The sequence below is a fragment of the Flagellimonas flava genome (assembly GCF_900129665.1).
GTDB classification, from domain to species: Bacteria; Bacteroidota; Bacteroidia; order Flavobacteriales; family Flavobacteriaceae; genus Flagellimonas; species Flagellimonas flava.
In genome coordinates this window covers 81,248-107,043 of the sequence record NZ_FQWL01000006.1, presented here as the reverse complement: position 1 = coordinate 107,043, position 25,796 = coordinate 81,248, and the positions used below count along the sequence as shown (strand labels likewise).

The 25,796-nt window shown below is 41.0% G+C and carries 27 protein-coding genes and 1 other RNA gene; 9 read left to right on the top strand and 19 right to left on the bottom strand.

From position 1 onward, the window contains the following. The first annotated feature begins 22 nt into the window (after positions 1–22). Positions 23–514: a type III secretion system chaperone gene (locus tag BUC10_RS15270; protein WP_131819093.1), complete on the top strand. Its 492-nt coding sequence runs from the start codon at positions 23–25 to the stop codon at positions 512–514. Here BUC10_RS15270 and BUC10_RS15265 read toward each other — a convergent pair. Genes BUC10_RS15265 through BUC10_RS15240 form a run of 6 tightly spaced genes read right to left on the bottom strand, consistent with a single transcriptional unit; the run spans position 511 to position 5,693 of the window. Further along, complete coding sequence (locus BUC10_RS15265) at positions 511–1,050, bottom strand: 1-acyl-sn-glycerol-3-phosphate acyltransferase (RefSeq protein ID WP_073181204.1); 540 nt, start codon at positions 1,048–1,050, stop codon at positions 511–513. The two genes, BUC10_RS15270 and BUC10_RS15265, sit on opposite strands and share 4 nt — an antisense overlap. Positions 1,051–1,085: 35 nt before the next feature. Beyond that, on the bottom strand, positions 1,086–2,213 hold the full coding sequence (locus BUC10_RS15260) for an iron-containing alcohol dehydrogenase family protein (protein WP_073181202.1): 1,128 nt from the start codon (positions 2,211–2,213) through the stop codon (positions 1,086–1,088). Then, complete coding sequence (locus BUC10_RS15255) at positions 2,213–2,920, bottom strand: HAD family hydrolase (protein ID WP_073181200.1); 708 nt, start codon at positions 2,918–2,920, stop codon at positions 2,213–2,215. The genes BUC10_RS15260 and BUC10_RS15255 overlap by 1 nt, the downstream gene beginning before the upstream one ends. Next, the gene (gene kdsB / locus BUC10_RS15250) at positions 2,911–3,624 is read right to left on the bottom strand and encodes a 3-deoxy-manno-octulosonate cytidylyltransferase (RefSeq protein ID WP_185116263.1); all 714 of its coding nucleotides are present in this window, start codon (positions 3,622–3,624) and stop codon (positions 2,911–2,913) included. Before kdsB ends, BUC10_RS15255 begins: the two co-directional genes overlap by 10 nt. Before the next feature lie 41 nt (positions 3,625–3,665). Further along, a complete protein-coding gene (locus tag BUC10_RS15245) occupies positions 3,666–4,229 on the bottom strand; it encodes a DUF4126 domain-containing protein (protein ID WP_073181304.1) in 564 nt (187 codons plus the stop codon). Between the two features lie 30 nt (positions 4,230–4,259). Next, positions 4,260–5,693, bottom strand: coding sequence for an ATP-dependent DNA helicase (locus BUC10_RS15240; protein WP_073181196.1), 1,434 nt, complete (start codon positions 5,691–5,693; stop codon positions 4,260–4,262). A 107-nt stretch (positions 5,694–5,800) separates the two neighbouring features. On the opposite strand from BUC10_RS15240, the gene BUC10_RS15235 reads away from it, so the two are divergent. The 3 genes from BUC10_RS15235 to BUC10_RS15225 are packed head-to-tail and all read left to right on the top strand — an operon-like array spanning position 5,801 to position 7,903. Beyond that, positions 5,801–6,535, top strand: coding sequence for a hypothetical protein (locus BUC10_RS15235; protein ID WP_417935132.1), 735 nt, complete (start codon positions 5,801–5,803; stop codon positions 6,533–6,535). Next, the gene (locus tag BUC10_RS15230) at positions 6,516–7,349 is read left to right on the top strand and encodes a DUF3822 family protein (protein ID WP_073181194.1); all 834 of its coding nucleotides are present in this window, start codon (positions 6,516–6,518) and stop codon (positions 7,347–7,349) included. The genes BUC10_RS15235 and BUC10_RS15230 overlap by 20 nt, the downstream gene beginning before the upstream one ends. Beyond that, on the top strand, positions 7,349–7,903 hold the full coding sequence (locus BUC10_RS15225) for an RsmD family RNA methyltransferase (protein WP_073181192.1): 555 nt from the start codon (positions 7,349–7,351) through the stop codon (positions 7,901–7,903). The genes BUC10_RS15230 and BUC10_RS15225 overlap by 1 nt, the downstream gene beginning before the upstream one ends. Here the strand turns inward: BUC10_RS15225 and rnpB are convergent. Next, positions 7,900–8,202, bottom strand: an RNA gene (gene rnpB, locus BUC10_RS15220) — RNase P RNA component class A. The two genes, BUC10_RS15225 and rnpB, sit on opposite strands and share 4 nt — an antisense overlap. A gap of 105 nt (positions 8,203–8,307) precedes the next feature. Between rnpB and BUC10_RS15215 the strand changes: the two genes are divergently transcribed. Next, positions 8,308–10,032, top strand: a complete 1,725-nt coding sequence (locus BUC10_RS15215; RefSeq protein WP_073181190.1) for a DNA polymerase III subunit gamma/tau — start codon at positions 8,308–8,310, stop codon at positions 10,030–10,032. Here BUC10_RS15215 and BUC10_RS15210 read toward each other — a convergent pair. Beyond that, a complete protein-coding gene (locus BUC10_RS15210) occupies positions 10,021–10,350 on the bottom strand; it encodes a transmembrane 220 family protein (RefSeq protein ID WP_131819092.1) in 330 nt (109 codons plus the stop codon). The genes BUC10_RS15215 and BUC10_RS15210 overlap by 12 nt on opposite strands. A 174-nt stretch (positions 10,351–10,524) precedes the next feature. On the opposite strand from BUC10_RS15210, the gene BUC10_RS15205 reads away from it, so the two are divergent. Next, positions 10,525–11,106, top strand: a complete 582-nt coding sequence (locus tag BUC10_RS15205; protein ID WP_073181187.1) for a MiaE family protein — start codon at positions 10,525–10,527, stop codon at positions 11,104–11,106. Here BUC10_RS15205 and BUC10_RS15200 read toward each other — a convergent pair. The 9 genes from BUC10_RS15200 to rpsA form a co-directional block, all read right to left on the bottom strand. Beyond that, positions 11,103–11,990: a Ppx/GppA phosphatase family protein gene (locus BUC10_RS15200; RefSeq protein WP_073181185.1), complete on the bottom strand. Its 888-nt coding sequence runs from the start codon at positions 11,988–11,990 to the stop codon at positions 11,103–11,105. The two genes, BUC10_RS15205 and BUC10_RS15200, sit on opposite strands and share 4 nt — an antisense overlap. A 10-nt stretch (positions 11,991–12,000) precedes the next feature. After that, positions 12,001–14,082: a polyphosphate kinase 1 gene (gene ppk1, locus BUC10_RS15195; protein ID WP_073181178.1), complete on the bottom strand. Its 2,082-nt coding sequence runs from the start codon at positions 14,080–14,082 to the stop codon at positions 12,001–12,003. Then, positions 14,079–14,570, bottom strand: a complete 492-nt coding sequence (locus BUC10_RS15190; protein ID WP_073181175.1) for a SixA phosphatase family protein — start codon at positions 14,568–14,570, stop codon at positions 14,079–14,081. Before BUC10_RS15190 ends, ppk1 begins: the two co-directional genes overlap by 4 nt. Before the next feature lie 10 nt (positions 14,571–14,580). Further along, a complete protein-coding gene (gene pdxH, locus BUC10_RS15185) occupies positions 14,581–15,228 on the bottom strand; it encodes a pyridoxamine 5'-phosphate oxidase (RefSeq protein WP_073181174.1) in 648 nt (215 codons plus the stop codon). Between the two features lie 71 nt (positions 15,229–15,299). Next, the gene (locus BUC10_RS15180) at positions 15,300–16,205 is read right to left on the bottom strand and encodes a ribonuclease Z (RefSeq protein ID WP_073181172.1); all 906 of its coding nucleotides are present in this window, start codon (positions 16,203–16,205) and stop codon (positions 15,300–15,302) included. Between the two features lie 125 nt (positions 16,206–16,330). Next, a complete protein-coding gene (locus BUC10_RS15175) occupies positions 16,331–16,663 on the bottom strand; it encodes a ribonuclease Z (protein WP_073181170.1) in 333 nt (110 codons plus the stop codon). A gap of 4 nt (positions 16,664–16,667) precedes the next feature. Then, the gene (locus BUC10_RS15170) at positions 16,668–17,591 is read right to left on the bottom strand and encodes an aspartate carbamoyltransferase catalytic subunit (RefSeq protein WP_073181167.1); all 924 of its coding nucleotides are present in this window, start codon (positions 17,589–17,591) and stop codon (positions 16,668–16,670) included. A gap of 5 nt (positions 17,592–17,596) precedes the next feature. Continuing rightward, complete coding sequence (gene pyrR, locus BUC10_RS15165; protein ID WP_073181165.1) at positions 17,597–18,136, bottom strand: bifunctional pyr operon transcriptional regulator/uracil phosphoribosyltransferase PyrR; 540 nt, start codon at positions 18,134–18,136, stop codon at positions 17,597–17,599. Positions 18,137–18,254: 118 nt separating this feature from the next. After that, entirely contained in the window at positions 18,255–20,090 is a 1,836-nt protein-coding gene (rpsA, locus tag BUC10_RS15160) for a 30S ribosomal protein S1 (protein WP_073181163.1), read from the bottom strand. 262 nt (positions 20,091–20,352) lie between these two features. Between rpsA and BUC10_RS15155 the strand changes: the two genes are divergently transcribed. Both BUC10_RS15155 and BUC10_RS15150 read left to right on the top strand, forming a co-directional pair. Continuing rightward, on the top strand, positions 20,353–20,733 hold the full coding sequence (locus BUC10_RS15155; protein ID WP_073181161.1) for a LysM peptidoglycan-binding domain-containing protein: 381 nt from the start codon (positions 20,353–20,355) through the stop codon (positions 20,731–20,733). A gap of 277 nt (positions 20,734–21,010) precedes the next feature. Next, positions 21,011–21,616, top strand: coding sequence for a hypothetical protein (locus BUC10_RS15150; RefSeq protein ID WP_073181159.1), 606 nt, complete (start codon positions 21,011–21,013; stop codon positions 21,614–21,616). 174 nt (positions 21,617–21,790) lie between these two features. On the opposite strand, the gene cmk is transcribed toward BUC10_RS15150, so the two are convergent. Together cmk and lon are read right to left on the bottom strand one after the other, a co-directional pair. After that, a complete protein-coding gene (cmk, locus tag BUC10_RS15145; protein ID WP_073181157.1) occupies positions 21,791–22,483 on the bottom strand; it encodes a (d)CMP kinase in 693 nt (230 codons plus the stop codon). Positions 22,484–22,570: 87 nt separating this feature from the next. Next, complete coding sequence (gene lon / locus BUC10_RS15140) at positions 22,571–25,021, bottom strand: endopeptidase La (protein ID WP_073181300.1); 2,451 nt, start codon at positions 25,019–25,021, stop codon at positions 22,571–22,573. 216 nt (positions 25,022–25,237) lie between these two features. Here lon and BUC10_RS15135 point away from each other — a divergent pair, with 216 nt between their 5' ends. Next, positions 25,238–25,795, top strand: coding sequence for an RNA polymerase sigma factor (locus BUC10_RS15135; protein ID WP_073181156.1), 558 nt, complete (start codon positions 25,238–25,240; stop codon positions 25,793–25,795). The last annotated feature ends 1 nt before the right edge of the window (position 25,796 follow it).

Sequence of the window (25,796 nt, the reverse complement as noted above, 5' to 3'; positions counted from 1 at the left end):
ACCAATTCTTAAACCGAAGATTATGCACCGCCTTTTATTCTTATTATTTGCAAGTTATTCAATGGGCCTTGCAGCCCAAGAAATGACTCCAGAAAAACTATATGAGATTATAGAACAGGAGTCGGATACTGTAAAAGTAGTTGGCAACTCCTACCATTTTGTCTTGAATGACGCCATGCTAATATGTGTGTATGACGAAAATGCCAATCGGATGCGTATTATAGCTCCTGTAGTGAAACTTGATGAGATTGGTGAGGACGAAATCTTAAATGCCTTGGTGGCCAATTTTCATTCCGCTTTGGACGTTAAATATGCCCTGAGTGACGAAATTATTTGGTCTGTCTATACGCATCCGCTCCAACAACTTTCTGATGCCCAGGTGGTAGACGCCATTCAACAGGTATACGCAGCTGCCCTAACCTTCGGAAGTTCTTATTCCAGCACCAATTTGGTTTTTCCAGGTAACAAAAAGAAAGTTGAGAAACCTAAGGCCAAACCACTCAACAAGACTTAGTAGCTATATTCCGGAACTTTTCCTTTTACTCCCTTAAAGAAGTCGCGTATCTCACGAAAATCTTTTTGAATATCGTCTGATGGTATAAAGGGTTCCGAAATTTTGATTTCTTTTTTGCCAAAATCGAAAGCTACTAGTACAATGGGCACCCCGGCTTTTTTGGCAATATGATAAAAACCTGTCTTTAGTGCGGAAACTTTTTTTCTGGTACCCTCTGGCGCAAGCGCAAACCGGAATACTTTTCTTTCCCTGAAAATTTCCGCAACACTGTCCACGGTGTTGGAATTCTTGGTACGGTCTATGGGGGCACCACCTGTCCATCTGAAGAACCAGCCGAAAGGAGGTTTAAAGAGACTTTTTTTTCCGATATAGTTGATTTCCCTGTTGAGTACTTTTCGTATCAATAGTCCTAAAAAGAAATCCAGCCAATGGGTATGGGGCACAACAGCCACCACACACTTATCCACATCGGGAAACTCGCCAACAAGCTTCCATCTCAGAACTTTGAAATATAGAAACTTGGCCAGTCGGTGCATAATATTTGGTGAAATTATAGGGGCGAAGAAATTAATCAGATTCTTCGGTAGATCTCTTGCAGTCTTTCAGGGGTCATTATCTTTCTCCAATCTTTTCCCAAGGCATTCTCCCATAGTGCTTCCATTCCTAAGGAGACCCCAACCATCGTATCAAAATCACTTTGCGCAAGGTTGGCACAAATCCCCTTTGGCATTTGGATACCATGCTTTTCCATCATCCGCTTGAAAAGAGTCACCCCCTCCGGATAAAACTCCCCCAAGTGTTGAAAAACCAAACAGTTTCCAATGCCATGTTTTATGCCAAGCAAGTAACCCAGTCCATAGCTCATGGCATGGGCAATCCCAACTTGGGAGTAAGCAATGCTCATTCCTCCATGCCATGAAGCCATCATCAATTTATCCCTAGATTCTTCCTCCGATAAATCTCCTAAAAAGACTTCTTCACAGAGTTCAAGAGCTTTTTCGCCATAACTTTGGCTAAAAGCATTTAGATAGGTTCCATTGAGTGACTCTATACAATGAATAAAACAGTCCATTCCCGTGTAAAACCACTGTTCTTTTGGTACGGTAACAGTCAAATCGGGATCTAGCAGAACTTGGTCAAAAGGTGTGAAATCCGAATTGATACCTAGTTTTTTCTCAGGACCCAGCAACACGGTAGTTCTGGAAACCTCAGCTCCAGTACCGCTAATGGTAGGGATTCCCACATGGTAGATAGAAGGTTTGTGCACCAAATCCCAACCTTGATAATCCTTAGCTTGACCTTTATTGTTCAACAGAATGGAAACAGCCTTGGCAAGATCTAAAAGCGTCCCTCCACCAATACCTATAATACCAGAAGGAAGCTCTTCATAGTTTTGTTTAATTCGTTGTACCAGGGCATCTACCTGCTCGGTCTTAGGTTCTTCATCAGCTGATATAAAAATCAACTCATCATTGAACATCAACGGAATCCTATGGGTTAAACCATTTCCTTCAAAAAAGTCATCTACCAAAAAAATAAAGGGGGCATCCATGCTTTTTCTTTTGGCCAATAAAATTTCGCCAAGTTGCGAGAAACTATTTCTGCCAAAAACAACCCTGGGAACCATAGGGAAATTACGGTACGCGGTGCTTTTGCTCGATATGGTTTCTTTCTTCTCCAAATTGAATTCCGAATTCATTAGTTATCCAGGTACTTAAGGACATCTTTTAAGGTGCCCAATTTTAGGTGATTGTTCACCTTTTCATCTTCCTCGTTGACCATTTCGTGCGCCCAAGTAGTATGAAAAGGCACATGAATCGCTTTGGCTCCAATGTTTAGAATGGGCAGCACGTCAGATTTCAAGGAATTACCTATCATAAGAAACTCATCAACATGTATTTCCAAATGTTCCAATAGATTCCTGTAATTGCTCTCCTTTTTGTCGCTCAACACCTCCACATGGTGGAAATACTTGGAAATGCCGGATTTTTCCAATTTCCGTTCCTGATCCAACAGGTCCCCTTTGGTCAGTACAATTAAACGATATTTATTTTCCAGTTTTGACAGTACCTCCTCTACCCCGTCCAACAGTTCCACGGGATGGGAAATCATCTTTTTCCCAAGGGCAATAATCTCCAGAATGGTTTCTTGCGGGATTTTGTTGTTGGACAAGTCCAATGCAGATTCTATCATGGAAAGAACAAATCCCTTTATACCGTATCCATAGGTTTCCAGGTTTTGCATTTCCATTTTGAAAAGCTCTTGGTCCACCTTATTCTTGGTCTCGTAACCTTCCAGGAGCTCAGCAAAACGCTCCTCGGTCTCCCTAAAATAGGTTTCATTGACCCAAAGGGTATCATCTGCGTCAAAACCAATAACTTTTATGTCCTTATAATCTATATCCATGCTTTTTTGGCGCGTTCTAGGTCTTCGGGGGTATCAATTTCAATGCCGGTCACGTGGGTTTCCACCATCTTTATTTTTTTTCCATATTCAAGAAACCGTATAGCTTCAATTTTTTCTTTGGCTTCCAAAGGAAGCATAGGTAAGCGTTGAAAATCCAACAGGGCCCTTTTTCGAAAGGCGTAAATTCCCTTGTGTTTGTAATATACGGCTTCTACATTCTCATCTCGTGGATAGGGAATCGGAGATCGAGAAAAATAGAGTGCAAAATCCTGATTATCCACGATTACCTTTACCGTGTTGGGGTTTGAAATCTCATCCCAATCCGTAATTGGTGTCATAAGGGAAGCTAGGTCTATTTCTGATTCCGTATCATTTTTAAATACATGGATCACTTTTGTTAAGCTCTCCTTGTCGATGAATGGTTCGTCTCCCTGAACATTGATTACAATATCGACATCCATATCCTCAACTGCCTCCGCAATCCGGTCACTTCCGCTTTCATGTTCTCTTTTACTTCGAAGCGCCTTTCCACCAATCCCCGTTATCACATCAAAAATCACTTCACTATCGGTGACCACATAGACCTCATCAAATAATCCAGTTTGAACGGCTGCCTCATAAGTTCGGATTATTACTGGTTTTCCCTTAAGATCTTGCATGAGCTTAGCAGGAAATCTAGAGGCTTGGTACCTCGCCGGTATCATTGAAATTATCTTCACTTGATCGGTTTGTTCTGTTTATTCCGTTACTTCTTGGGACGCAACTTACGATATATCCTGAAAATGACGAACAAAATAATAATCACTAAAATGGCTGCGATGGGTGGCACCAAAATTGAAGCAGTGGACACTGCCACGGCAGTTCCGGTTTCTATGGTTGATACCACAGGGTTCGCCACTCCTCCCGTTGTGGTCGATGAGGTTAGTCTTCCAGCAGCATTGGCTCCTTTAATAGCGGTAGCGGTTCCCCCTCCAGCTATAATTGCCAAGGACCAGGTAACTACTGGATCAAGGTTGGCCACAGTAGACACCATAACTGCAGTGCCAGCTATAGCGGCCAAGGGAACGGCCAAACTATCCAAGGCATTATCCACCCATGGAATGAAATAGGCGAAAATCTCTGCAAAGGTCGCTACACCAAGTGTAATCAGTGCGGCCAAGCTGCCAATCCACTGCCAGTTTTCATTTAGTTCCCAGACTCCCAAATATGCAGCTAAACTAAGTGCAAACAGAGGAAGAAATACTCTAAACCCTACTGAAGCAGCCAATCCTATGCCTAAAAAAATGCTGATTATGGTATCTGGTGTCATGCCCATGCTTGTGACTAAAATAGGGTATTCCTAGTCAAGAAAAAAATCGTCCTTAAATCCAATGAGATACAATCTTTCCTTAGCCCTTGTGAGCGCCGTATATAGCCATCTAAGGTAGTCCTTGTCCACACCGTTCGGGAGATAGGGTTGCTCCACAAAAACGTTTTCCCATTGCCCTCCTTGTGATTTATGGCAGGTAATGGCATAGGAAAACTTCACTTGGAGCGCATTGAAATATCGGTTGTTCTTTACTCCAAGGAATCTCTTGTAGTTTGACTTTTCATGTGCATAGTCCTTCTGAACCTCTTGGTACAGTCTATTGCCATCTTCATAGGAAAGGGAGGGGGTTTCCGCTTTTATGGTATCCAACAATAGCACGGTCTCAAAAGGCTTCTGATTGGGATAATCCACCATTTTTACTTTTACTTCTGCAAACGAGAAACCATAAAGTTCCTTAATGGAGAACAATTCCAATATCTCAATGATATCGCCATTGGCAATAAATCCAGCTTCAGAATTGGGACGTAGCCAAAAATAGTTGTTCTTTACTACCATCATATAGTCCCCTACTGCAATTTCGTTATCCAAGAAAAGTATGCGCTCCCTAATATTTTGATTGTATAGATTGGCTCTTTTATTGGACCTTACTATAATGGCGGTTTCCTCCTTTCCATTCTGATGGTAGGAGGAATCAATAGCTTCTTGAATTTCAGAACCGTCCATCAACCTTACAATATCCTTGAATGCCCCAAGTTCAAACTTAAACCCTTCATAAAAGTGGGATTGAAGCTGCTCTCTTAAATTGGTCGCGTTATGAAGAATCCCCGAATCTTTTGTCTGACGCATTACCTCATCCAACTCCAAAAATTGGACATCCTTATCGTAATTCAAAGAAAGGCGGTCCTCCTCCAAGGCTGGGCTCAACTCCAGCTTTACTGGTGGCAACTGGGCCGTATCGCCAATCAACATGAGCTTACAGTTATGACCAGAGTACACGTAATACATTAAATCATCAAGTAGGGATCCATTTTCAAACAGTTTAGAGTCTGCCGGGATATCCGGAATCATGGAAGCCTCGTCTACAATGAATAGGGTATTTCTATGCTTGTTGGGAGCCAAAACAAATTGAATTCCCCCACCCGTTTGTTTTTTAGGAAAGTAGATTTTCTTGTGTATTGTGAATGCCTTATCCCCTGAATAGACAGACATTACCTTGGCTGCCCTTCCTGTTGGGGCCATAAGTACTGCGCTCATTTTTACCTTCCATAGACTACTCACTATTGTTCCCACGATGGTGGTCTTGCCCGTGCCCGCAAACCCCTTTAAAAGAAAAACCTGATTCCCCTTTTTATCCAAAACAAACTGAGATAAATTATCTAAGGCCTGCGCCTGTTTCAGGGTAGGCTCATATGGAAATTTCTGTTTGAGAATTTCTAAAAATCCGGAGGGTTTTGGGTCAGTCATAGGCTACTTTGGGCGTCATGGATTTTTAAAGCAAAAAGTTTCGTGATTAAAAAAAAATTGTAGATTTGTCAGTAACCGCTAAATTAACTAAGAAAGACAATATTCGTATGTTAAACTTAATTCTTATCGTAGTAGTAATTTGCCTAGTGACCGTAGGCCTAGTTTTCTTGATTGACCGTTTTTTGCCTCAAAAGATCAAGCCAGTTCTTGTGCTAGTCTTTGGTCTTCTGAGTATTTTCTTAGGATATAAAATTTATCAGTCCATCAACGCGCCTATCGAGTTTAAAAAGGTACGGAAGGAAAGATTCTCCCAAGTTATTGCAAAGTTAAAAGACATCAGGGATTCCCAAGAAGCCTATAAAACGGTTAATGGAAGATTTGCCAAGGATTTCAATAGCCTTATCCAATTTGTAGATACCGGAAGCTACACCATTACGCAACAAAGGGATTCTTCCTTCATGCGTTTTGATAAGGCCTATCAAATTGACCTTCAAAAAGATACTATAATCATTGATACCCTAGGATTCATTAAAGTGAAGGATTCATTGTTCAAAAACGATGACCGTTACAAATCAATGATGGAGGTACCTTATGCCCAAGGCGGCGAGAAGTTTGAAATGAAATCGGATATCATTGACAAACAAGGGTACAAGGCCCCAGTTTTTGAAGCTAAAATAAAAAAGGATGTTGTGCTTTACGATCAGCCAACTGACCTAAGAGCAAGGGAGAATGCCCATCAGAGTGTTGAGGAAGTAAATGGTACAGAGATTAAAGTTGGTTCACTTACCGATGTAAGTACCAACGGAAACTGGCCTCCAATCTATGACAGAAAAAATCAATAAGACTCAGGAACCCGGTTCCCAAGATAATTTTAAGAAACTGTCCATTCAAGTTGGTTTGAATGGACTTTCTTTTTGTGTGCTCGATACTATTTCAAAAGAAATAGTTGCCTTTGAAAAAGTTATCTTCAAAACATCTTCCACTCCTTATCTGCTGCTGAAGGAGCTTAAAAGCATTCTCAATAAAAACAGCACTGTTGGAACCTCTTTTTCCGAAGTAGTGGTCATACACAAAAGCGGACTTTTCAGTTTGGTCCCAAAAACGCTTTTTAAAAAAGATGAATTGCCCAACTACTTGAAGTTCAACGCCAAAATCATGGCGACGGATCATATCACTTACGATGAGATTCCGCATCAGGATATAATAAATGTTTATGTTCCTTTTGCCAACGTGAACAACCACATTTTTGATCTTTTTGGGGAATTTGAGTTTAAACATAGCGGTACCGTATTGATTTCTACCCTTATGAACCAAAATCGCATGGCGGCCCAACCTTCCTGTTATGTTCAGGTTTCATCAAAGGAAATGGAGCTTGTGGTGATTTCGGATAAGAAGCTGTTGTTTTATAACCATTTTGAGTATAAGACCAAGGAAGACTTTCTCTACTATGTGCTCTTTAGTCTAGAGCAGCTGCAAATGAATTTGGAAGAAATTCAACTCAAACTTTTTGGACTCGTCGAGGAAGGAGATGATTTGTTTAATCTGTGCTATACCTATATCAGAAACGTTTCGGTTTTCGTACCCGTTGATTCTTCCTACCCTCTGGATCAGCTGGAAAGCCAGACCATTGATTTTACCTCCATAAACAAACTGTAATGCGCATCATTTCAGGCAAGTTTAAGGGAAAAAGAATCAGTGCCCCAAAAAAACTCCCGGTTAGACCTACCACTGATATGGCCAAAGAAGGCCTTTTCAACATTCTGAACAACAGGTTTTACCTGGATGACCTCAAAGTTCTGGATCTATTTGCCGGTACGGGGAATATAAGCTTTGAATTTGCCTCTAGAGGTTGTAATGAACTAACCGCCGTTGACGGGTTTCCCGGGTGTGTGCAGTTTATCGCGAAGGTGGCCAAAGAGTTGGATTCTCCTATGACCGCAGTCAAATCAGATGTATTCAAGTTTTTGGAACGAACTACAGATAAGTTCAATCTCATTTTTGCCGATCCACCATACAGTTTTGAAGATTCCAAATTTGAAACCCTTGTAAATATGGTGTTTGCCAATAAACATCTGCTGGAAGATGGGTTGCTTGTAGTGGAGCATTCCAGTTTAACTGACTTGTCCCAACATCCTTGTTTTTCTGAAAGCAGAAAATACGGGGGCAGCGTTTTTAGTTTTTTTGAAGCTGAAACGGGCCAGGAAATATAAAAAGCAGGCCATAAGCCGGATTCTGTCTTGCCTTATCATTTATCTAGGCTCCAGGTTACCTTGGAGCTCAAACCGCCTACCCTCCGGTTTGGGCGTGCAGCCCTCGAACACCGGTTTACATGACGTTTCACCGCATAGAGTTTACCTGATTTCACTACAGCCGAACTGTACTTGCTTTCTGTTGCACTAGTCCTCGTTTTTCAACGGACGGGTGTTACCCGCTATGCCGCACTTTGGTGTCCGGACTTTCCTCTTCAATTTCAGTTGCCCAAAATTGCAGCGATAAGGTGGCCTGCTGGCGGCAAAGGTAACCCAATTGTTAATAAAAAAAAGGGCTTAGTAGCTTGCTGAAGCTACTTTGCCCAATCCTATTTTTATATTTGTATTAATCAATTTTTCCCGATTTGGAACCTTTCATTGTATCAGCCCGGAAATATAGACCCCAAACGTTCAAGGACGTTGTGGGTCAGGAGGCTATTACAAACACCTTGCTCAATGCGATTGACAACAACCATTTGGCCCAGGCTCTTTTGTTCTGTGGTCCCAGAGGTGTTGGAAAGACCACTTGTGCTCGAATTTTGGCCAAACAGATTAATCAAGATGGAACAGAGCGGGAAGATGAGGATTTTGCTTTCAACATTTTTGAGTTGGATGCAGCTTCCAATAACTCAGTTGATGATATAAGGAGTCTAATTGATCAAGTTCGCATTCCGCCCCAAGTGGGCAAATACAAGGTCTATATCATTGATGAGGTGCACATGCTCTCCCAATCGGCCTTCAATGCCTTTCTTAAAACCTTGGAAGAGCCTCCGAAACATGCCATTTTTATTTTGGCCACCACGGAAAAGCACAAGATTATACCCACTATCCTGTCTCGATGTCAAATTTTTGACTTTAAGCGGATTACCGTGAGGGATGCTGCCGAATATTTAAAATATATTGCTCAGGAACAGGGCATTGATGCCGAAGAAAGCGCCCTTCACATTATTGCACAAAAAGCTGATGGTGCTATGCGCGATGCGCTTTCCATTTTTGACCGTGTAGTAAGTTTTTCCGGAAAAACACTTACCAGAAAGGCGGTAACGGAAAATTTGAATGTGCTGGATTACGACACGTATTTCAGCGCAACGGATATGATTCTTGAGAACAAGATCCCTGAATTACTCTTGCTTTTTAATGACACACTTGCTCTTGGGTTTGATGGACATCATTTCATTACAGGTTTGGCCTCCCATTTTAGGGATCTTATGGTATGTCAGCATCCTGATACCCATACACTACTGGAGGTTGGCGAAGATGTAAAACAGCATTATAAAGAGCAGGCCGCTAAGGCAAACAAAGGTTTTTTATTGAAAGCACTGGAAATTGCAAACACTTGCGATTTAAGCTATAAGAGCAGCAAAAATCAGCGCCTGTTGGTTGAGCTTGCTCTAATGAAATTGGCCTCCATCACCTTTGATGGAGAAAAAAAAAACCTTGATTTCATAATTCCCGCCTCTTTTTTCAAGGTAACAGAAGAGCGGTTAGATGTGGCATCTACTCCTCAAAAGGAAACCAATACAGAAGAACCTGCTCCGATTCCCGCAGAAGGGGTAGAAGAACAATCAGTAATAGAACAACAAAGTGCTATTGCTCCCACAAAACCGAAAATAGATTTAAAATCTTCCGGTAAAAGGGTTTCTGGGCTTTCGCTAAGCAGCATTAAGGCCAAAAAGTATCATGAAAGTATAAAGTCCCCAGTTGTGGACCAGCAAGATTTGCCAACTACTCTATTTACCCAAGAGGACATGCAAATGCATTGGAACGATTTTGTCCAACTCTTGGAAGATCAAGGTAGAAAAATACTTGCCAGCAACCTGCAAGCAGACGTTCCCAAACTTAGGGACGATTATACCATTTGGATCGAGCTGCCCAACAGTACCATGAAAAAGGAAATTGAAAGGGAGCAAAGTTTAATGCTGGATTATCTTAAACAAAAATTGGACAACTACTCCATTACCCTGCAAATTTCCGTGAACGAAGAAGTCGCCAAAAAATTTGCGTTCACTCCAGAGGAAAAATATCAAAAGTTGCGGGAAAAAAATCCGGCTATTGATATGCTAAGGAAAGAATTTGATTTAGACTTTTGATTTTTTTACATACCAAGACCGAAGCATAAAAATAAGCATTGCCAAGGCCGAGATACCAAGCCCCATTGCTTCCCTGCCTTCTTCTATATTTTTAATATCTCCTTCACCTATGGCAAGGCCTTCGAAAGATTCTGGCCAGACCTGAACCATCTTAAATACAAAGAAAAGGAACAAGAGAAACGCCCATTGGGTTCTTAATTTACCAAAGACAAAAAGAATGGACGCCAGTAGGGCCACGCCATAGTATGCATACCATCGCATTGCATCAGGATCATTGTGTTGCACCAGGGTTGAGTACAAAAAAAGGAGGGCAAACAAACCCCCTAGGATTTTAAAAAATAAGTTCAAGATATTGAGGATTTAAGGTTTTGTCGCGTTCAATTTTTATGCAATTTCAAAGCGAGAACCAAAGATAGCTATACCAGTTTATTTTATCCATTTTGAACAGATTACTTCTATCTTTGCCTCCAAACTTATAAACGCAATTTCGAAATGCTAGGCCTAAAACTACCAACTGATCCAAGGTGGGTCAATATCGTTGAGAAAAACATTGAAGAAATTCTGACCGATCATGCCTATTGCGAACAAAAGGCCGCAAGCACTGCTATTTCACTGATTATTGGATTTCCTGAAAAATCGGAGTTGGTAAAAGAAATGACTGCCTTGGCCAGAGAGGAAATGGGACATTTTAATATGGTTCATGATAAAATTTTGAAACGAGGCTGGGTTTTGGGTCGTGAACGTAAGGATGAATATGTCATTGAGCTCATGAAATTTTTTCCAAAAGGCGGAAGTAGACAGACACATTTGGTGCACAAGCTACTATATGCCGCATTGATTGAAGCCCGAAGTTGCGAACGTTTCAGATTACTTTCCGAAGAAATAAACGATGAAGAACTTTCCGAATTTTATCGTAGCCTCATGGTGAGCGAAGCCAACCATTATACAATGTTCCTAAAATTTGCCCGAAAATATGGTGATAAGGAAGAAGTGGATAAAAAATGGCTACAACTTTTGGAATATGAGGCAGAGCTAATGAAAAATCTAGGGAAAAAGGAGACCATGCATGGCTAGCTCTGCTCGTGATACAAGGTTTTGATCATCCCATCTGCCAAGCCTATTTTAGGGACATGAATTTTCTTGGCGCCACTCCATTTTGCGGCAGATAAAAATATTTTTGCAGCTGGAATAATCACATCGGCCCTGTCCTGGTTTAAACCCAATTCTGAAATACGGTCTTCGTACTCCATACTATTCAGGAAGTGGTATTGTGCATTCAACCAGATAAAGGACAGTGGTTGGCCCACTTTTCTTCCCGACATCTTGTGCAGCTTGTTAATGTTGCCTCCTGACCCAATAATCTCAACCTTTGCTCCTTCCCCAAGATGCTCTTTAATCCATTCTTCCACGAGCTGCCACATCTCAGCTTTAACCAAATTATTTAAAATCCTCACAGTTCCTATCTTAAAGGACTTGGAAGACTTGGGTTCTCCTTGGGAAAAAACTGTGAATTCTGTACTTCCCCCTCCAACATCAACGTACAGATACGAACGGTCCTTCTTAATTAGGTCTTTTAAATCTGTTGAAGCGATTATGGTAGCCTCTCGTTTACCATCAATGATTTCTATTCCTATTCCGGCTTCTTTCTGCACCCTGTCCACCACTTCCTTACCATTTTCCGACTCACGCAATGCTGATGTAGCCACCGCCATGTATTTCTCTACGCCGTAGACTTGCATGAGCAAATCAAAGGAGCACATGGTTTTCACTAATCGATTTAGGTTGTTTTCTGAAACCTTGCCAAGCGTAAATGCATCCTCCCCCAATCTAACAGGAACTCTAATTAGGGCACTTTTTTTGAACGTTGTGGGTTTATCCTCCTGCTCTATAACATTGTTAACCAAGAGACGAACGGCATTCGACCCAATGTCAATAGCGGCGAATTTTCGAATTACCAAAGGTGTAGCTTTAGGATTCCAGTTTGTCTTTGTAGTAATCGTAGAGGGCAAACTGAGATCGTATTTCAGTCTCGCCTTCATCATTTACGCGATAGGCATTATCCTGCTTTTCTGAGAAAACACGGGCTTTCTGATTATCCTCCCATGAAATATTGAAGGTATCCAACAATTCTTGTTTTATATCCGGATCATAAATTGGACAACCGACCTCAACTCTAAAATCCAGGTTACGGGTCATCCAGTCTGCCGAAGAAATGTAAATTTTCGGGTTGCCGTTATTTCCAAAAATAAAAAGCCTTGGGTGCTCTAAAAACTTGTCCACCACGCTTATGGCCTCTATATTATCACTCATCTCCGGAACTCCCGGCACCAAACAACATACCCCTCTAATTATCAATTGGATTTTTACCCCTGCCCTACTGGCTTCGTACAATTTGTCTACCATCTTGTAGGAGGTAAAACTATTCATCTTAATTTTTATATATGCCTCGCCACCAGCCTGTGCGTTCTCAATTTCATTGTCAATCAGCTTTATAAATGTGGACTTGGTATAGTGCGGGGATACCACTAGGTGCTTGTACTTATGAATTTTATAGTTGGTTTCGAAAAAGTCGAACACTTTCCCCATTTCCTTTAATATACCATCGTGGGCGGTAAACAAGGTATAATCTGTATAGATTTTGGCCGTAGATTCATTAAAATTCCCCGTGCTGATAAAACCATATCTCCTAATACCTTCTTGTTCTTCACGTTCCACGAGACAAATCTTACTGTGAACCTTTAGACCTGGTACACCAAAAATTAGTTTAACCCCCTCAGCCTGAAGCTGATTGGCATATTGGATATTAGCTTGTTCATCAAAGCGGGCCTGAAGCTCAATCTGCACTGTCACCTGTTTCCCATTTTTGACAGCGTTGATCAATGCAGAGGCAATCTGACTGTCATTGGCCAAACGATATACTGTAATTTTGATGGCCCTTACCTTGGGGTCCAAAGCAACCTCCCTAAGAAATTTGGTGACGTAAGCGAAAGTGTGGTAAGGAGTATAGATCATATAGTCCTTTTGGGCAATCATCTCCAACAAACTTCCTTCCATACTAAATCCATTTACAGGAAGTGGCTCTATTTTTTTATACATCAAATCCTGCCTGCCCAAGCTAGGGAACCCCATATAATCCCTTCTGTTGTGGTACCTTCCACCTGGAATTACACTGTCGGTATCCACGATGTTCATTTTCTCTTTTAAAAATTGGAGCGTATCCTTGTCTATACTTTTATCATACACGAAACGGACCGGGTCACTGATTTTTCTGTGCTCAACACTCGAGGAAATCTTTTCGATAAAACTTTTGGTCAAATCATTATCGATATCTAGTTCCGCGTCCCGTGTAATTTTAATCATGTGGGCCGAAATGGATTCAAACTCAAACATGGTGAAAACACTGTCCAGGCAAAATCGAATTAAATCGTCCAGGATAATGATGAAGTTCTTGTCCCCTTCTTTCGGCAAGACAATAAAGCGGTCTATCCCCTTTGGTATTTCAATAAGTGCATATCTGTTTCGTCCATAGGTACCATTGGACTCGTCGCCTTTCATTACCATTTTAACCGCCAGATACGCTGCTGTATCCTTTAGAAGAGGAAACTCTGTAAGGTCATTCAAAATAATGGTCATGAGCTCTTGGTTGACCTCTTTGAAGAAATATTCATGAATGAACTCCGCCTGACTCTCACTCACCTCATTTTCATTGATGATGAATATATTTTCCTTCTTCAGCTCTTCCTCAATGCTGTTTAATATCTCCAAGCTACGTGCCTGCTGGGCAATCACTATTTTGGTGATTTCCTCCAATAGATCCTTCGCTTTCTCTCCGCCCAAAACACTTTTCCCTGTCTTTCCAGCGTCAACAATGCGTTTAACCGTAGCGTATCTAACCTTAAAAAACTCATCGAGATTGTTACTGAAAATTCCCAAAAACCGTAACCTATCAATTAATGGTACTTTTTGATCGGCACTTTCTTGAAGTACCCTAGCATTGAAATGTAACCAACTAATCTCTCGATTTACGTATTCGTTTTTTACTTTAATCATTTAGTTTTAAGGTGTTTTGGAAAAATCACGGTTTCAGAACTTCCCTTGGCTATTTTTGCCCATTGCCGCACATCAAATTTGATATGCACAAGCCCGGAGGTGGGAACATTGTCAATATACTGATCTCCCCAAGTATTTGCAAGCGTTGTAAAGGCATAGTTATGTCCGAACAACATAATGGTTTCTAAATTGTCATCAAGGTCTTTTACGAATTCCCTAACGCTATTGCCTGAAAAATCATAGAGTTTCTCGCTAATTAAAAAATTATCCAAATTGAATCCCAAGTTTCTCGTAAAAATCATGCTGGTATGGAGCGCTCTGTTGGCGGAGCTCGAAAAACAATGATCGAGATGTATCGCTTTTTGTGCGAATGCCTTTGATACCAGATGCGCATCGTTGATACCTCTTTGCTTAAGAGGTCTATCCTTGTCCGAAACATCATATTCCCATGAGGATTTTCCATGCCTAACCAAAATAATCTGTTTCATGTTCTAGATTTTAAGGAGCCAGTCGTTCTATTTTCCAGTTAAAATCGGATTGCAATGTATAGCGTATCCTATCGTGTAATCGGTTTGGACGTCCTTGCCAAAACTCAATGGATGAAGGCCTTACTAGATAACCTCCCCAATGTTTTGGTCTGGTTATTGTTTTGCCTTCCGATTCTTTCTCCAACTCCTTGAGTTTGGTTTCCAACACCTCCCGAGAGCTTATCACCTCGCTTTGATCGGACACCACCGCACCCAATTGACTTCCCAGGGGTCTGGATTCAAAGTACCCGTCAGAAAGATTTTCGGCCACTTTCTCCGCTTTGCCCTTTATAATTATTTGTCGTTCCAAATTGGCCCAAAAAAAGGATAAACAGACAGCTGGGTTCTTTTCAATGGCCTTGCCCTTTTCGCTTAAATAGTTCGTATAGAAAATGAAGCCTTCGTAGGTATACTTTTTCATCAACACCACACGATTCTTGGGGAAGCCATCGGACCCCAACGTGGAAATGGTCATTGCGTTGGGTTCATCCGGGCCACCAGATGCCTCCACTTCGTAGAACCATTTTTGAAATTGTTCCAAAGGGTTGGCTTTTATGGCGCCTTCTATGAGGGAACTCTTTTCGTATGACTTTCGATAATCGCTTAAATCTTCTTGCATAACCTAGTGTCGGATACACAAATTTCAGTAAAAGAAGGGAGATTAAAAAGGAGGGGGTCTATTGTTTGCGCTTAAATCTCAAAAGATTTGCCATCGTCTGCCAGCTCCACATCCGGAAAGACCTCCATAGCTTCTTCTTTGAAAAGTTCTATGCTCTTATATCGTGTGGAGTAATGCCCCAAAATTAGGCTTCCGACTTCTGCCTTTTTGGCTATACTGGCAGCTTGTTTGGCCGTGGCATGTTTCGTTTTCTTACATAATTTGGATTCAGATTCCAAAAACGTTGACTCATGGTAAAGCACGTCCACTTTGGATATTAAGGGCAATATGGTTTCATTGTAGGCAGTGTCGCTGCAAAAGGCATAACTTTTAGGAGTGGGTGGATTATGTGTTAAGTCCACATTGTCAATTTCATCTCCATTTTCCAGTAGTCCATTTGCTCCATTTTTGATATTGTTAAACTGACTTCGGTCGATTTTATGCCTAGTTACCGCGGTAATGTCCAGTTTTCGAGGAGCAGGTTTTTCTTTAAACAAAAAACCATTGGTATACACCCTATGATCCAAGGGGATTGTATGCACACTTATCACATCATCCTCCAAAAGCAATTGTGAGCTTTTTGATTCAAGTTCGTGAAAAATCAAAGGATAATTTGTCCATGAATCCCCTAATTTAAGCAGCAAGGTCACGGCCTCCTTTATACCCTTGGGCCCGTAAATATGCAGTTCGTTTTCCCTGCCCAAGAGCCTAAAAGTGGATATGAGTCCAGGAAGTCCAAAAAAGTGATCCCCATGTAAATGGGAGATAAAAATATGCTTGATTCGTGAAAATTTGACCTTATACTTTCGAAGCTGTACCTGCGTACCTTCCCCACAGTCTATTAAAAACAAATGATTCCGAATTTCAAGAACCTGCGAAGTCGGATTGGTAAATGTTCTTGGAGTGGCCGAATAACAGCCCAATATAGTTAGTCTCATCAAGCTTGGGTAAAGGGTGAGAGGTTTTGCCTGAGGGGTTTGAAATCCAAGGCATTCAAGAACAAACAGACATTTCCAAATCCGGCTATTTTCAATTTAACACCCAATACTTCTTAATTTAAAATTTAGATACCAAGATCTCGCTCAATTTCCTCCATTTCTATAATGTCCTTAGCTTCTTGAAGGGTGGGAACCAAGCTGATTTCCTCAGGTACCTCATCATAAGAGACCTTGTTGGACACAAGGACAAAAGACTTACCTGAAGCCCTATGCGTTCTGGAAATATCCAAAAACTCCAACACATTTCCCGCAGTCAACTTTCCAAAAGAAAAGAGATTCACAATTATGTTATCGTGTTTTATTTTCGGGTATCCTTTTTTCAAATTTTCCAAGAAAGTTGGGAGGGTCGTCTTTTCCTGGAAAACAGTGGTTGTAGTTCCTTCCTTATCGAAAATCATGATATTATTTTTTTGCCGCCAACAGATAAATCACTGCCATACGGATGGCTACTCCATTCTCAACTTGCCCTAAGATAATGGATTGATTGGAATCTGCAACGTCACTTGTGATTTCCACACCCCTGTTAATGGGGCCTGGGTGCATTATCACAATCTGTTTATCTAAACTGTCCAGGAGCTTTTTGTTTACTCCAAATTGCTGGGCATACTCTCTGGTAGAAGGAAAATAACTGATATCCATACGTTCATTCTGAACTCGAAGCATATTGGCCACATCACACCATTCCAAAGCCCTTTTCAAGTTGGTTTCCACTGATACGCCAAGGGATTCAATATGTTTGGGAATCAAAGTTTTGGGGCCGCAGACCTTTACGTTTGCTCCTTGCAGCTTTAATGCAAAAATATTGGAGAGTGCCACTCTTGAGTGCAAAATATCTCCCACTATCACCACATTTTTACCCCCAACATCACCCAATTTCTCACGAATTGAATACGAATCCAATAAAGCCTGTGTTGGGTGCTCATGGGCACCATCCCCTGCATTGATAATTGAAGCATTTACGTGTCTTGAAAGAAATATACCAGCACCAGGATTGGGATGGCGCATCACCACCATATCCACCTTCATGGAAAGGATATTATTGACGGTATCTATTAGGGTCTCACCCTTTTTCACCGAGGATTGGGAAGCCGAAAAGTTGATAACATCAGCGGACAGGCGTTTTTCAGCCAGTTCAAAGGACAATTTTGTGCGGGTACTGTTCTCAAAAAAGATGTTGGCTATTGTGGTATCCCTTAGTGTAGGGACCTTTTTAATGGACCTATTGATAACTTCCTTAAAGTGGTCCGCAGTTTCAAAAATGAGCTCAATATCCTTTTTGTTTAGATATTTAATGCCCAGTAAGTGGTCTACACTTAATTCGCTCATTTCTATTATTTATTTACCAAATACACAATGTCCTTTCCGTCGTTCTCCTCCCACATCACCTTTACTTTTTCCTCATTAATAGCATCCACTTGTCTACCCCGATAGTTGGGTTGAATGGGGAGATGTCTGCTAAACCTGCGGTCAATAAGGGTTAGCAGCTCTATATCCGAAGGTCTCCCAAAAGATTGAATCGCCGTCAATGCCGCCCTAATACTTCTTCCAGTATATAAGACATCATCAATAAAAACCACATTTTTATCTTCCACCAAAAAGTCAATCTTGGTGGTATTGGCTTTTAGTGTCTTATCCACTCTTCCAAAGTCGTCTCGGTAAAAGGTGATGTCCAAAGATCCCAATTCAATGTTTTTCACTTTGTACTCCTCCTGAAGGATCTTGGCCAAGCGTTCCGCCAAGAAAATACCTCTGGGTTGAATTCCAATGAGGGCGGTATTACTAAAGTCAAGATGATTTTCGAGAAGTTGACAAGCTAAACGGTGCAGGATGATGTTAATTTCTTTGGAGGTAAGAAGTACTTTTTGACTCATTTGCTATGCTTCCAACACTATTGACTGCAAAAGTAAACAATTCTTTAATAAAGGTATGCCGCATAAAAAAGCCCCAACTGTTTCCAGTGGGGCTTTACTTATTTTGGATATACTCCGATTACTTCTTCTTGGAATCGGCTTCCATTTTATCCTTCAACGCCTGAAGCTGCGAATTAGCATCACCAAAAGTAGTTTTGGTTTCCTCAGCGGCAGCGGCAGCTTTTCTTCTGGCCGTGCTCACGTTGCGTTCTTCTTGCTCTCTAAAGATAGCGGTATGACTAGCAACAACACGCTTGAAATCTTTGTTGAACTCGATGATTTTGAAATCTACTTCTTCACCCTTGCCAAGTTTCTTGCCATCTTCCTTTTCCATGTGTCTTGAAGGAACAAATCCTACAATATCCTCATTGAAATTAACGGTGGCACCTTTATCAACGATTTCTGCGATCGAAGCTTTGTGTACAGTACCTTCGGCAAACTCCTCAGCGTATTTGTCCCAAGGATTCTCGGTAGTCTGTTTGTGACCCAAGCTCAACTTACGTCCTTCAACATCCAATTCCAATACTTCAACCTCCAAAGTATCACCTACAGTGACAAATTCAGATGGGTGCTTGATTTTCTTAGTCCAAGAAAGATCAGAAATGTAGATCAATCCATCAATACCTTCTTCCATTTCAACAAATACACCGAAGTTGGTAAAGTTTCTAACGATTCCTTTATGTCTAGATCCAACTGGGTATTTGGAAGTGATATCGGTCCATGGGTCTGGAGTCAATTGCTTGATACCCAACGACATTTTTCTGTCCTCACGATCCAAGGTCAATACAACGGCTTCAATTTCATCACCAACCTTCACAAAGTCTTGGGCGGACCTCAAGTGGGTCGACCATGACATTTCGGATACGTGAATCAAACCTTCAACACCATCGGCTACTTCGATAAAGGCACCGTAGTCAGCAATAACCACAACCTTACCTTTTACCTTGTCACCAATTTTTATCTCATCACCCAAGGCATCCCATGGATGTTTCTCCAATTGTTTAAGACCTAACTGGATTCTGGACTTGTTATCATCAAAGTCCAAAATAACAACATTCAATTTTTGGTCTAGTTCAACAACCTCATTCGGGTGGTTGATCCTGCTCCAGGAAAGATCGGTAATGTGAACCAATCCGTCCACACCTCCAAGGTCGATAAACACCCCGTAAGAGGTAACGTTCTTAACAACACCTTCAAGTACCTGACCTTTTTCAAGCTGGCTGATGATTTCCTTTTTCTGCTCTTCAATGTCAGCTTCGATAAGTGCCTTGTGGGAAACAACAACGTTTTTGAACTCATGGTTGATTTTAACCACCTTGAACTCCATGGTCTTCCCTACATACTGATCGTAATCGCGGATAGGCTTAACATCGATTTGGGAACCTGGCAAGAATGCCTCAATTCCAAAAACATCAACGATCATACCTCCCTTGGTTCTGCATTTTACAAAACCAGTAACGATTTCTTCTTTGTCATGGGCCGCATTTACACGATCCCAAGCCATGATTGTTCTTGCCTTTCTGTGAGACAATACCAATTGTCCTGTTTTGTCCTCACGAATATCTATAAGTACCTCAACTTTATCTCCTACCTTAAGGTCTGGATTGTAACGGAACTCATTTAGGGAGATCACACCCTCAGATTTGGCATTGATGTCGATGATAGCTTCACGGTCGGTCATGTGAACCACAGTTCCTTCCACTACCTCTTCATCGGCAGTGTCCACAAAGTTTTCCTCAACAAGCTTTTCGAACTCGCTAAGCTTTGAGTCATCTACTTTTTCAATACCCTCTTCGTACTTGTCCCAATCAAAATTTTCCAAGAATTCCTGAGGATTCTGTTGAGTGGTCACTTCTTCTTTTACTTCTGTTGCTGCAGCTTCTGCTACCTCAACGTTTACTTTTTCTTCAGCCATGTGCTGATTTAAATTTGTATTCCACAGTTGTACAAGAGTTAAACAATCACTATGGAAGTTGTTATCTATTTTTTCTATGTCCCTTTTCCTCTTGCCACTTTGTTAAAAAGGAGTGCAAAAATACAATTAATTCCTTGTATTACAAACCCTTGTTGGCCACTTCTGCCAATCCGGCAATAATTAATGAAAAATTGGGCCAAAATGTGACTTTTATTGATATCTTGTTTCCTAATATTAACCATTAAATACATTAAAGAAAATTATGAGTGCAAAAGCAAAATATCAGGCCGTTTTGGATTTAGGACAGGAATTGGGAATTAAAGGTGGCGACGTATCCGAAGATGGTGGTGTGTTGAAAATAAAAGGAGAGGCAGCAACGCCTTACGAGAAGAACGTAATTTGGGATAAAATCAAGCAAATCGGTGGGGAAAGCCCTTCTGATATTAAGGCTAACATTACCGTTGGCGATGATTCCGTTTACCACAGACATACGGTAAAAAGTGGAGAGTCCCTAAGCAAAATTGCAAAGCATTACTATGGAGATGCCATGAAATACAACAAGATTTTTGATGCCAACACCAATATTCTAAGTAATCCGGATGTAATCCATCCTGATCAAGTTTTGGTGATTCCGAATATCTAATAAAGAATTTTTAGTACCATACAGGCGGTCAGGTAGTTCTACTTGGCCGTTTTTTTGTGTCCAATGGTCTGACACGAATTTTCACTAATCACAAACTGCGATTCTAAAGGTTTCCTGCAAAGAAGTCCGTAAATCCATATAACCCATCCATCAACTCAAAAGAGGCATTCGTCAAATTGGGATGGAATTTAAACTTGAAAAGTTTGAACTTCATTTATCATGAGTTAAAATTCACTTAAACGATTTTTATCTTTTTTTGTAAACAAAAAACAAACCTATGAACTTCATAAAAAAACTCTTCGGAAAACAAAAAAATAGCAATATCGGAAATTTCATTGTGGCTACCTTAAATGACAAAATTATGCCTCTCGACAGAGGAGAAATCTATGAAGCCCCTTTAGAAGAATTGCTTAAAGCAAACGGAATTGGTGAAGTGACTGGAGGCGGAACAATGCAGTTGAAATCAGGAGAACTTGAATATTGTGATTTAGAAATTAAACTAAATTCCAACGAAATAAACGAAAATGATATTCAATTAATAATTAAAAAGCTTGAGGAACTTGGAGCACCTAAAGGCTCAAAATTGACAATAGAAAAAACTGACCGAAAAATAGAGTTCGGACAAAAAGAAGGATTAGCAATTTACATTGACGGACAGAATTTAGACCCAGAAGTTTACAAAAACTGTGATATTAATTTTGTGATTTCGGAAATAAAAAAATTGACTAATGACAGTTCTGAAATCACAAAGTATTGGGAAGGCGGAACTGAAACTGCTCTTTATTATTACGCTGACTCTTTTACTGAAATGAAAGAATCAATTATGGATTTCGTGAATTCTTATCCATTATGTAAAGGAGCTAGAATTGAACAAATAGCATAAAGCCGGTTTACAACATTGTATAAAAATAATGCTTAAGTTTAAGCATAAATCAAAAGGTTAGTGCGTATTTGGTCACTCCGATTTTCCTTCGGGAAATCCTCGGACCCAAAACCGCACTATTCTTATACGAGACCGATAAGTGAACACCAAAAAAACTCTTTTGGGCCGGAATTTCTAACTTTGATTTGCAATCACTCTTTGGGCAAAATCGTAAATTCGTTCAAACTGCTCTTCTAATCCCATATCACTATTATCGAACTCAATAGCGTCCTCCGCCTTGCGCAAGGGTGAAGTCTCCCGTGTAGAATCAATAAAATCGCGTTTCTGAACATTTTCCAACACCTCCTCAAAAGAAACTTCCTCACCACGATCCAGTAGTTCCTTGTAGCGTCGGGTAGCACGTGCATCTGGTGAAGCGGTCATAAATATTTTTAATTCGGCATTGGGAAATACCACAGTACCAATGTCCCTTCCGTCCATGACCAATCCGCCTCCATTGCCCATTTGTTGTTGCATCTCAACAAGCTTGTGCCGCACTTCAGGAATGGCGGCAATCTTACTCACCTGCCCCGAAACTTCCATAGTACGAATTTCCCGTTCCACATTTTCGTCGTTCAGGAACATCTCCGAATATCCTAGATCTTGGTTCGGCACGAACTGAAGCTGAATGGCGGGTAAATTTTGGATAAGAGCGGGTATATCTTCGGTTTTTCCAATATATCCTGACCTAATGGCATAAAGTGTAACTGCCCGATACATAGCACCGGTATCCACATAAATGTAATCGAGTGTTTGCGCTAATTTTTTGGCTATGGTACTTTTCCCTGTGGAAGAGTACCCATCTATGGCAATGGTTATTTTTCCCATATTTCAAAAGTACGGAGAAGTCCTAAAAGAATCGGTCAATTTCACTCCCCAACTTTTGCTTGCGGGAGTTCCAATAAATAAGGATATTTACAGTGTTTTGGCGTTCTTTACCTTTCGATTGGTAACGGCAATATCTATAACTTCACTCATGTCAGAAACATAATGGAAGGTAAGTCCCTTTAAATAATCCTGCTTAATTTCCCCGATGTCCTTCCTGTTATCTTCACTAAGAATGATTTCTTTGATTCGTGCTCTTTTCGCAGCCAAAATCTTTTCTTTTATTCCCCCAACGGGCAATACCTTACCTCTTAGGGTAATTTCTCCGGTCATAGCCAGGCTCTTTTTCACTTTCCGTTGGGTAAACAAGGACACCAAAGATGTTAACATGGTGATGCCCGCACTTGGGCCATCTTTAGGTGTTGCTCCTTCCGGAACATGAATATGCACATTGTACTTTTCAAATACCTCTGGATCTATTCCAAATGTATCCGCATTGGATTTGATGTATTCCATGGCTATGGTGGCTGATTCCTTCATCACCTTGCCCAGGTTACCTGTGATGTTCAGGGCTCCTTTTCCTTTGGATAGAATGGACTCAATAAATAAAATATCACCACCAACACTTGTCCAGGCCAAACCGGTGACCACGCCGGCCACATCGTTGTTCTCATATTTATCGCGTTCCAAACGTGCAGGTCCCAAAACTTTTTCCACGTCCGCACTCGTGACCTTGATGTTGTATTCCTCCTCAATTGCAATGGATTTGGCCGCATAGCGAACCATTTTAGCAAGTTGCTTTTCCAGGTTACGAACCCCAGATTCGCGGGTATACCCTTCAACAATTTTCTCCAATTGGGGTTTTCCTATCTTCAAGTCTTTTGTAGAAAGTCCATGTTCTTTAAGCTGTTTGGGCAACAAATGTTTCTTGGCGATTTCCACCTTTTCCTCGATGGTGTACCCCGTTACATTTATAATTTCCATCCGATCTCGCAGTGCCGGCTGAATGGTACCTAGATTATTCGCCGTGGCGATGAACATAACTTTGGATAGATCATAACCCATTTCCAGGAAATTATCATAAAACTCGCTGTTCTGTTCCGGATCAAGTACTTCCAGCATCGCGGAAGAAGGGTCGCCTTGGTGACTATTCGAAAGTTTATCAATTTCGTCCAGAATAAAAACAGGATTCGAAGTCCCTGCCTTTTTCAAACTTTGGACAATCCTTCCCGGCATAGCCCCGATATAGGTCTTACGATGTCCTCGAATCTCGGCTTCATCCCGTAATCCTCCCAAGGACATGCGAACATACTCACGACCCAGCGCCTCCGCTACGGATTTCCCCAAGGAGGTTTTACCCACCCCCGGAGGTCCATATAAACAAAGAATAGGCGACTTCATGTCATTTCTCAGCTTCAACACAGCCAAATATTCAATAATACGGCGTTTTACATCCTCTAGGCCATAATGATCACGATCTAAAATCTGCTGTGCCCTTTTTAAATCGAATTTATCCTTCGAGAACTCGTTCCAAGGTAAATCCAAGAACAAATCCAGGTAATTTCTTTGAATGGAGTATTCCGCCACTTGGGGATTCATCCGCTGCATTTTGGAAAGTTCTTTCTCAAAATGTTCTTTCACCTTTTTATCCCACTTCTTCTTTTTGGCCTTGATGCGCATTTCGTCTACCTCTTCCTCATAAGACACGCCACCCAGTTCTTCCTGAATGGTCTTCATCTGCTGGTGCAGAAAATACTCGCGCTGTTGTTGATCCATATCGCTGCGCACCTTGGATTGAATATCGTTTTTCAGCTCCAATTTCTGAAGCTCCATATTCATGTATTTCAAGGTGGTCAATGCCCTTTCCTGAAGGTTTGGAATCTCCAGTAGGTTTTGCTTTTCCGCTACACTCAAATTCAAATTAGAAGAGACGAAATTGATCAGGAACGAATTGCTTTGAATATTCTTAATGGCGAAAGTGGCCTCACTGGGAATATTTGGGTTATCCCTAATAATCTTAAACGCCAATTCCTTAATGGAATCGATGATGGCTGCAAATTCCTCACTTTTTTCATTGGGTCGTTCCTCCTTGGCTTCACGAACGGTAGCGGTCAGATAGGGTTGTTCGGTAATAACCTCTGCAATCTCAAAACGTTTTTTCCCTTGAATGATCACAGTGGTGTTTCCATCAGGCATTTGCAAAACTCGAAGAATTCTGGCTACAGTACCCAAGGTGTTAATGTCGTTTACCCCAGGGTTTTCGGTCTCCTCATCTTTTTGGGAAACCACCCCAATGGTTTTAGTGCCATTGTTGGCATCCTTAATAAGGCTGATTGACTTATCCCTTCCTGCGGTAATTGGTATAACAACTCCAGGAAAAAGTACGGTATTGCGCAAGGGAAGTACAGGTAAGGTCTCCGGTAGGTCTTCCCGGTTCATTTCCTCCTCATCCTCTGGTGTGAGCAGAGGTATTAACTCCGCATCCTCATCCAATCCTTGTAGTGATATATTGTCAAAAGTTGAAATTTTTATTTCTCCCATATACATTAGTTCGGTCATTTTGTCACAAATGACATAAATCTTCAGTTCTATCATTGGGAGAAATCTTGAAAAACGCCTTTAAAACAGGCATTGCTCTAAGATTTGCCCCCTTTCTTTCCCTAGAAGGGCAATTGTTATGCCAATAAAATTTAAAAAATTAAAAAAAAGTGTAACAATTGATAAATTGGGCCATCTATAAGACAAACCATTCATTTTTTGAGCCACCAAAATGAACATATTGATGCACTGCTTCAATCGTGCCTAAAGGGGAAACAAAGTGCACAGTTGGAAATTTACAACCGCTATTACAAGGCGATGTACAACACAGCCTTCAGGATTGTAAAGGATTCCGCCGAAGCTGAAGACGTAATGCAGGAATCGTTTTTAAACGCATTTACCAAACTGCATACGTTCAAAGCAGAGGTGACCTTCGGGGCATGGCTGAAGCGAATTGTAATTAACAATAGCATCCATCATTACAAGAAACAGCAAAAAATGAGAGCTGTGGACTTAGATGAAATAATGTACAAGGTCGAAGACAATGATGCAGTTGATCTTAATCAGAATGGTTACACAGAACTGAAGGCTCAAAAAGTGATGGAAACCATGAAAAGTTTGAAAGACAATTACAGAGTTTCTTTGACCTTACATTTAGTTGAAGGTTACGATTATGAAGAAATCAGTGAAATTATGGACATCAGTTATGCAAATTGTAGAACCACAATTTCAAGGGCCAAAGAAAGTCTAAGAAAGAAATTGACAATAAATGCTTGAT

What these genes read in the sequence shown, in the direction of transcription:
- BUC10_RS15270 (WP_131819093.1), top strand. Translation starts at nt 23, where the DNA reads ATGCACCGCCTTTTATTCTTATTATTTGCAAGTTATTCAATGGGCCTT.
- BUC10_RS15265 (WP_073181204.1), bottom strand. Translation starts at nt 1,050, where the DNA reads ATGCACCGACTGGCCAAGTTTCTATATTTCAAAGTTCTGAGATGGAAG.
- BUC10_RS15260 (WP_073181202.1), bottom strand. Translation starts at nt 2,213, where the DNA reads ATGAATTCGGAATTCAATTTGGAGAAGAAAGAAACCATATCGAGCAAA.
- BUC10_RS15255 (WP_073181200.1), bottom strand. Translation starts at nt 2,920, where the DNA reads ATGGATATAGATTATAAGGACATAAAAGTTATTGGTTTTGACGCAGAT.
- kdsB (WP_185116263.1), bottom strand. Translation starts at nt 3,624, where the DNA reads ATGATACCGGCGAGGTACCAAGCCTCTAGATTTCCTGCTAAGCTCATG.
- BUC10_RS15245 (WP_073181304.1), bottom strand. Translation starts at nt 4,229, where the DNA reads ATGACACCAGATACCATAATCAGCATTTTTTTAGGCATAGGATTGGCT.
- BUC10_RS15240 (WP_073181196.1), bottom strand. Translation starts at nt 5,693, where the DNA reads ATGACTGACCCAAAACCCTCCGGATTTTTAGAAATTCTCAAACAGAAA.
- BUC10_RS15235 (WP_417935132.1), top strand. Translation starts at nt 5,801, where the DNA reads ATGTTAAACTTAATTCTTATCGTAGTAGTAATTTGCCTAGTGACCGTA.
- BUC10_RS15230 (WP_073181194.1), top strand. Translation starts at nt 6,516, where the DNA reads ATGACAGAAAAAATCAATAAGACTCAGGAACCCGGTTCCCAAGATAAT.
- BUC10_RS15225 (WP_073181192.1), top strand. Translation starts at nt 7,349, where the DNA reads ATGCGCATCATTTCAGGCAAGTTTAAGGGAAAAAGAATCAGTGCCCCA.
- BUC10_RS15205 (WP_073181187.1), top strand. Translation starts at nt 10,525, where the DNA reads ATGCTAGGCCTAAAACTACCAACTGATCCAAGGTGGGTCAATATCGTT.
- ppk1 (WP_073181178.1), bottom strand. Translation starts at nt 14,082, where the DNA reads ATGATTAAAGTAAAAAACGAATACGTAAATCGAGAGATTAGTTGGTTA.
- BUC10_RS15190 (WP_073181175.1), bottom strand. Translation starts at nt 14,570, where the DNA reads ATGAAACAGATTATTTTGGTTAGGCATGGAAAATCCTCATGGGAATAT.
- pdxH (WP_073181174.1), bottom strand. Translation starts at nt 15,228, where the DNA reads ATGCAAGAAGATTTAAGCGATTATCGAAAGTCATACGAAAAGAGTTCC.
- BUC10_RS15180 (WP_073181172.1), bottom strand. Translation starts at nt 16,205, where the DNA reads ATGAGACTAACTATATTGGGCTGTTATTCGGCCACTCCAAGAACATTT.
- BUC10_RS15175 (WP_073181170.1), bottom strand. Translation starts at nt 16,663, where the DNA reads ATGATTTTCGATAAGGAAGGAACTACAACCACTGTTTTCCAGGAAAAG.
- BUC10_RS15170 (WP_073181167.1), bottom strand. Translation starts at nt 17,591, where the DNA reads ATGAGCGAATTAAGTGTAGACCACTTACTGGGCATTAAATATCTAAAC.
- pyrR (WP_073181165.1), bottom strand. Translation starts at nt 18,136, where the DNA reads ATGAGTCAAAAAGTACTTCTTACCTCCAAAGAAATTAACATCATCCTG.
- rpsA (WP_073181163.1), bottom strand. Translation starts at nt 20,090, where the DNA reads ATGGCTGAAGAAAAAGTAAACGTTGAGGTAGCAGAAGCTGCAGCAACA.
- BUC10_RS15155 (WP_073181161.1), top strand. Translation starts at nt 20,353, where the DNA reads ATGAGTGCAAAAGCAAAATATCAGGCCGTTTTGGATTTAGGACAGGAA.
- BUC10_RS15150 (WP_073181159.1), top strand. Translation starts at nt 21,011, where the DNA reads ATGAACTTCATAAAAAAACTCTTCGGAAAACAAAAAAATAGCAATATC.
- cmk (WP_073181157.1), bottom strand. Translation starts at nt 22,483, where the DNA reads ATGGGAAAAATAACCATTGCCATAGATGGGTACTCTTCCACAGGGAAA.
- lon (WP_073181300.1), bottom strand. Translation starts at nt 25,021, where the DNA reads ATGGGAGAAATAAAAATTTCAACTTTTGACAATATATCACTACAAGGA.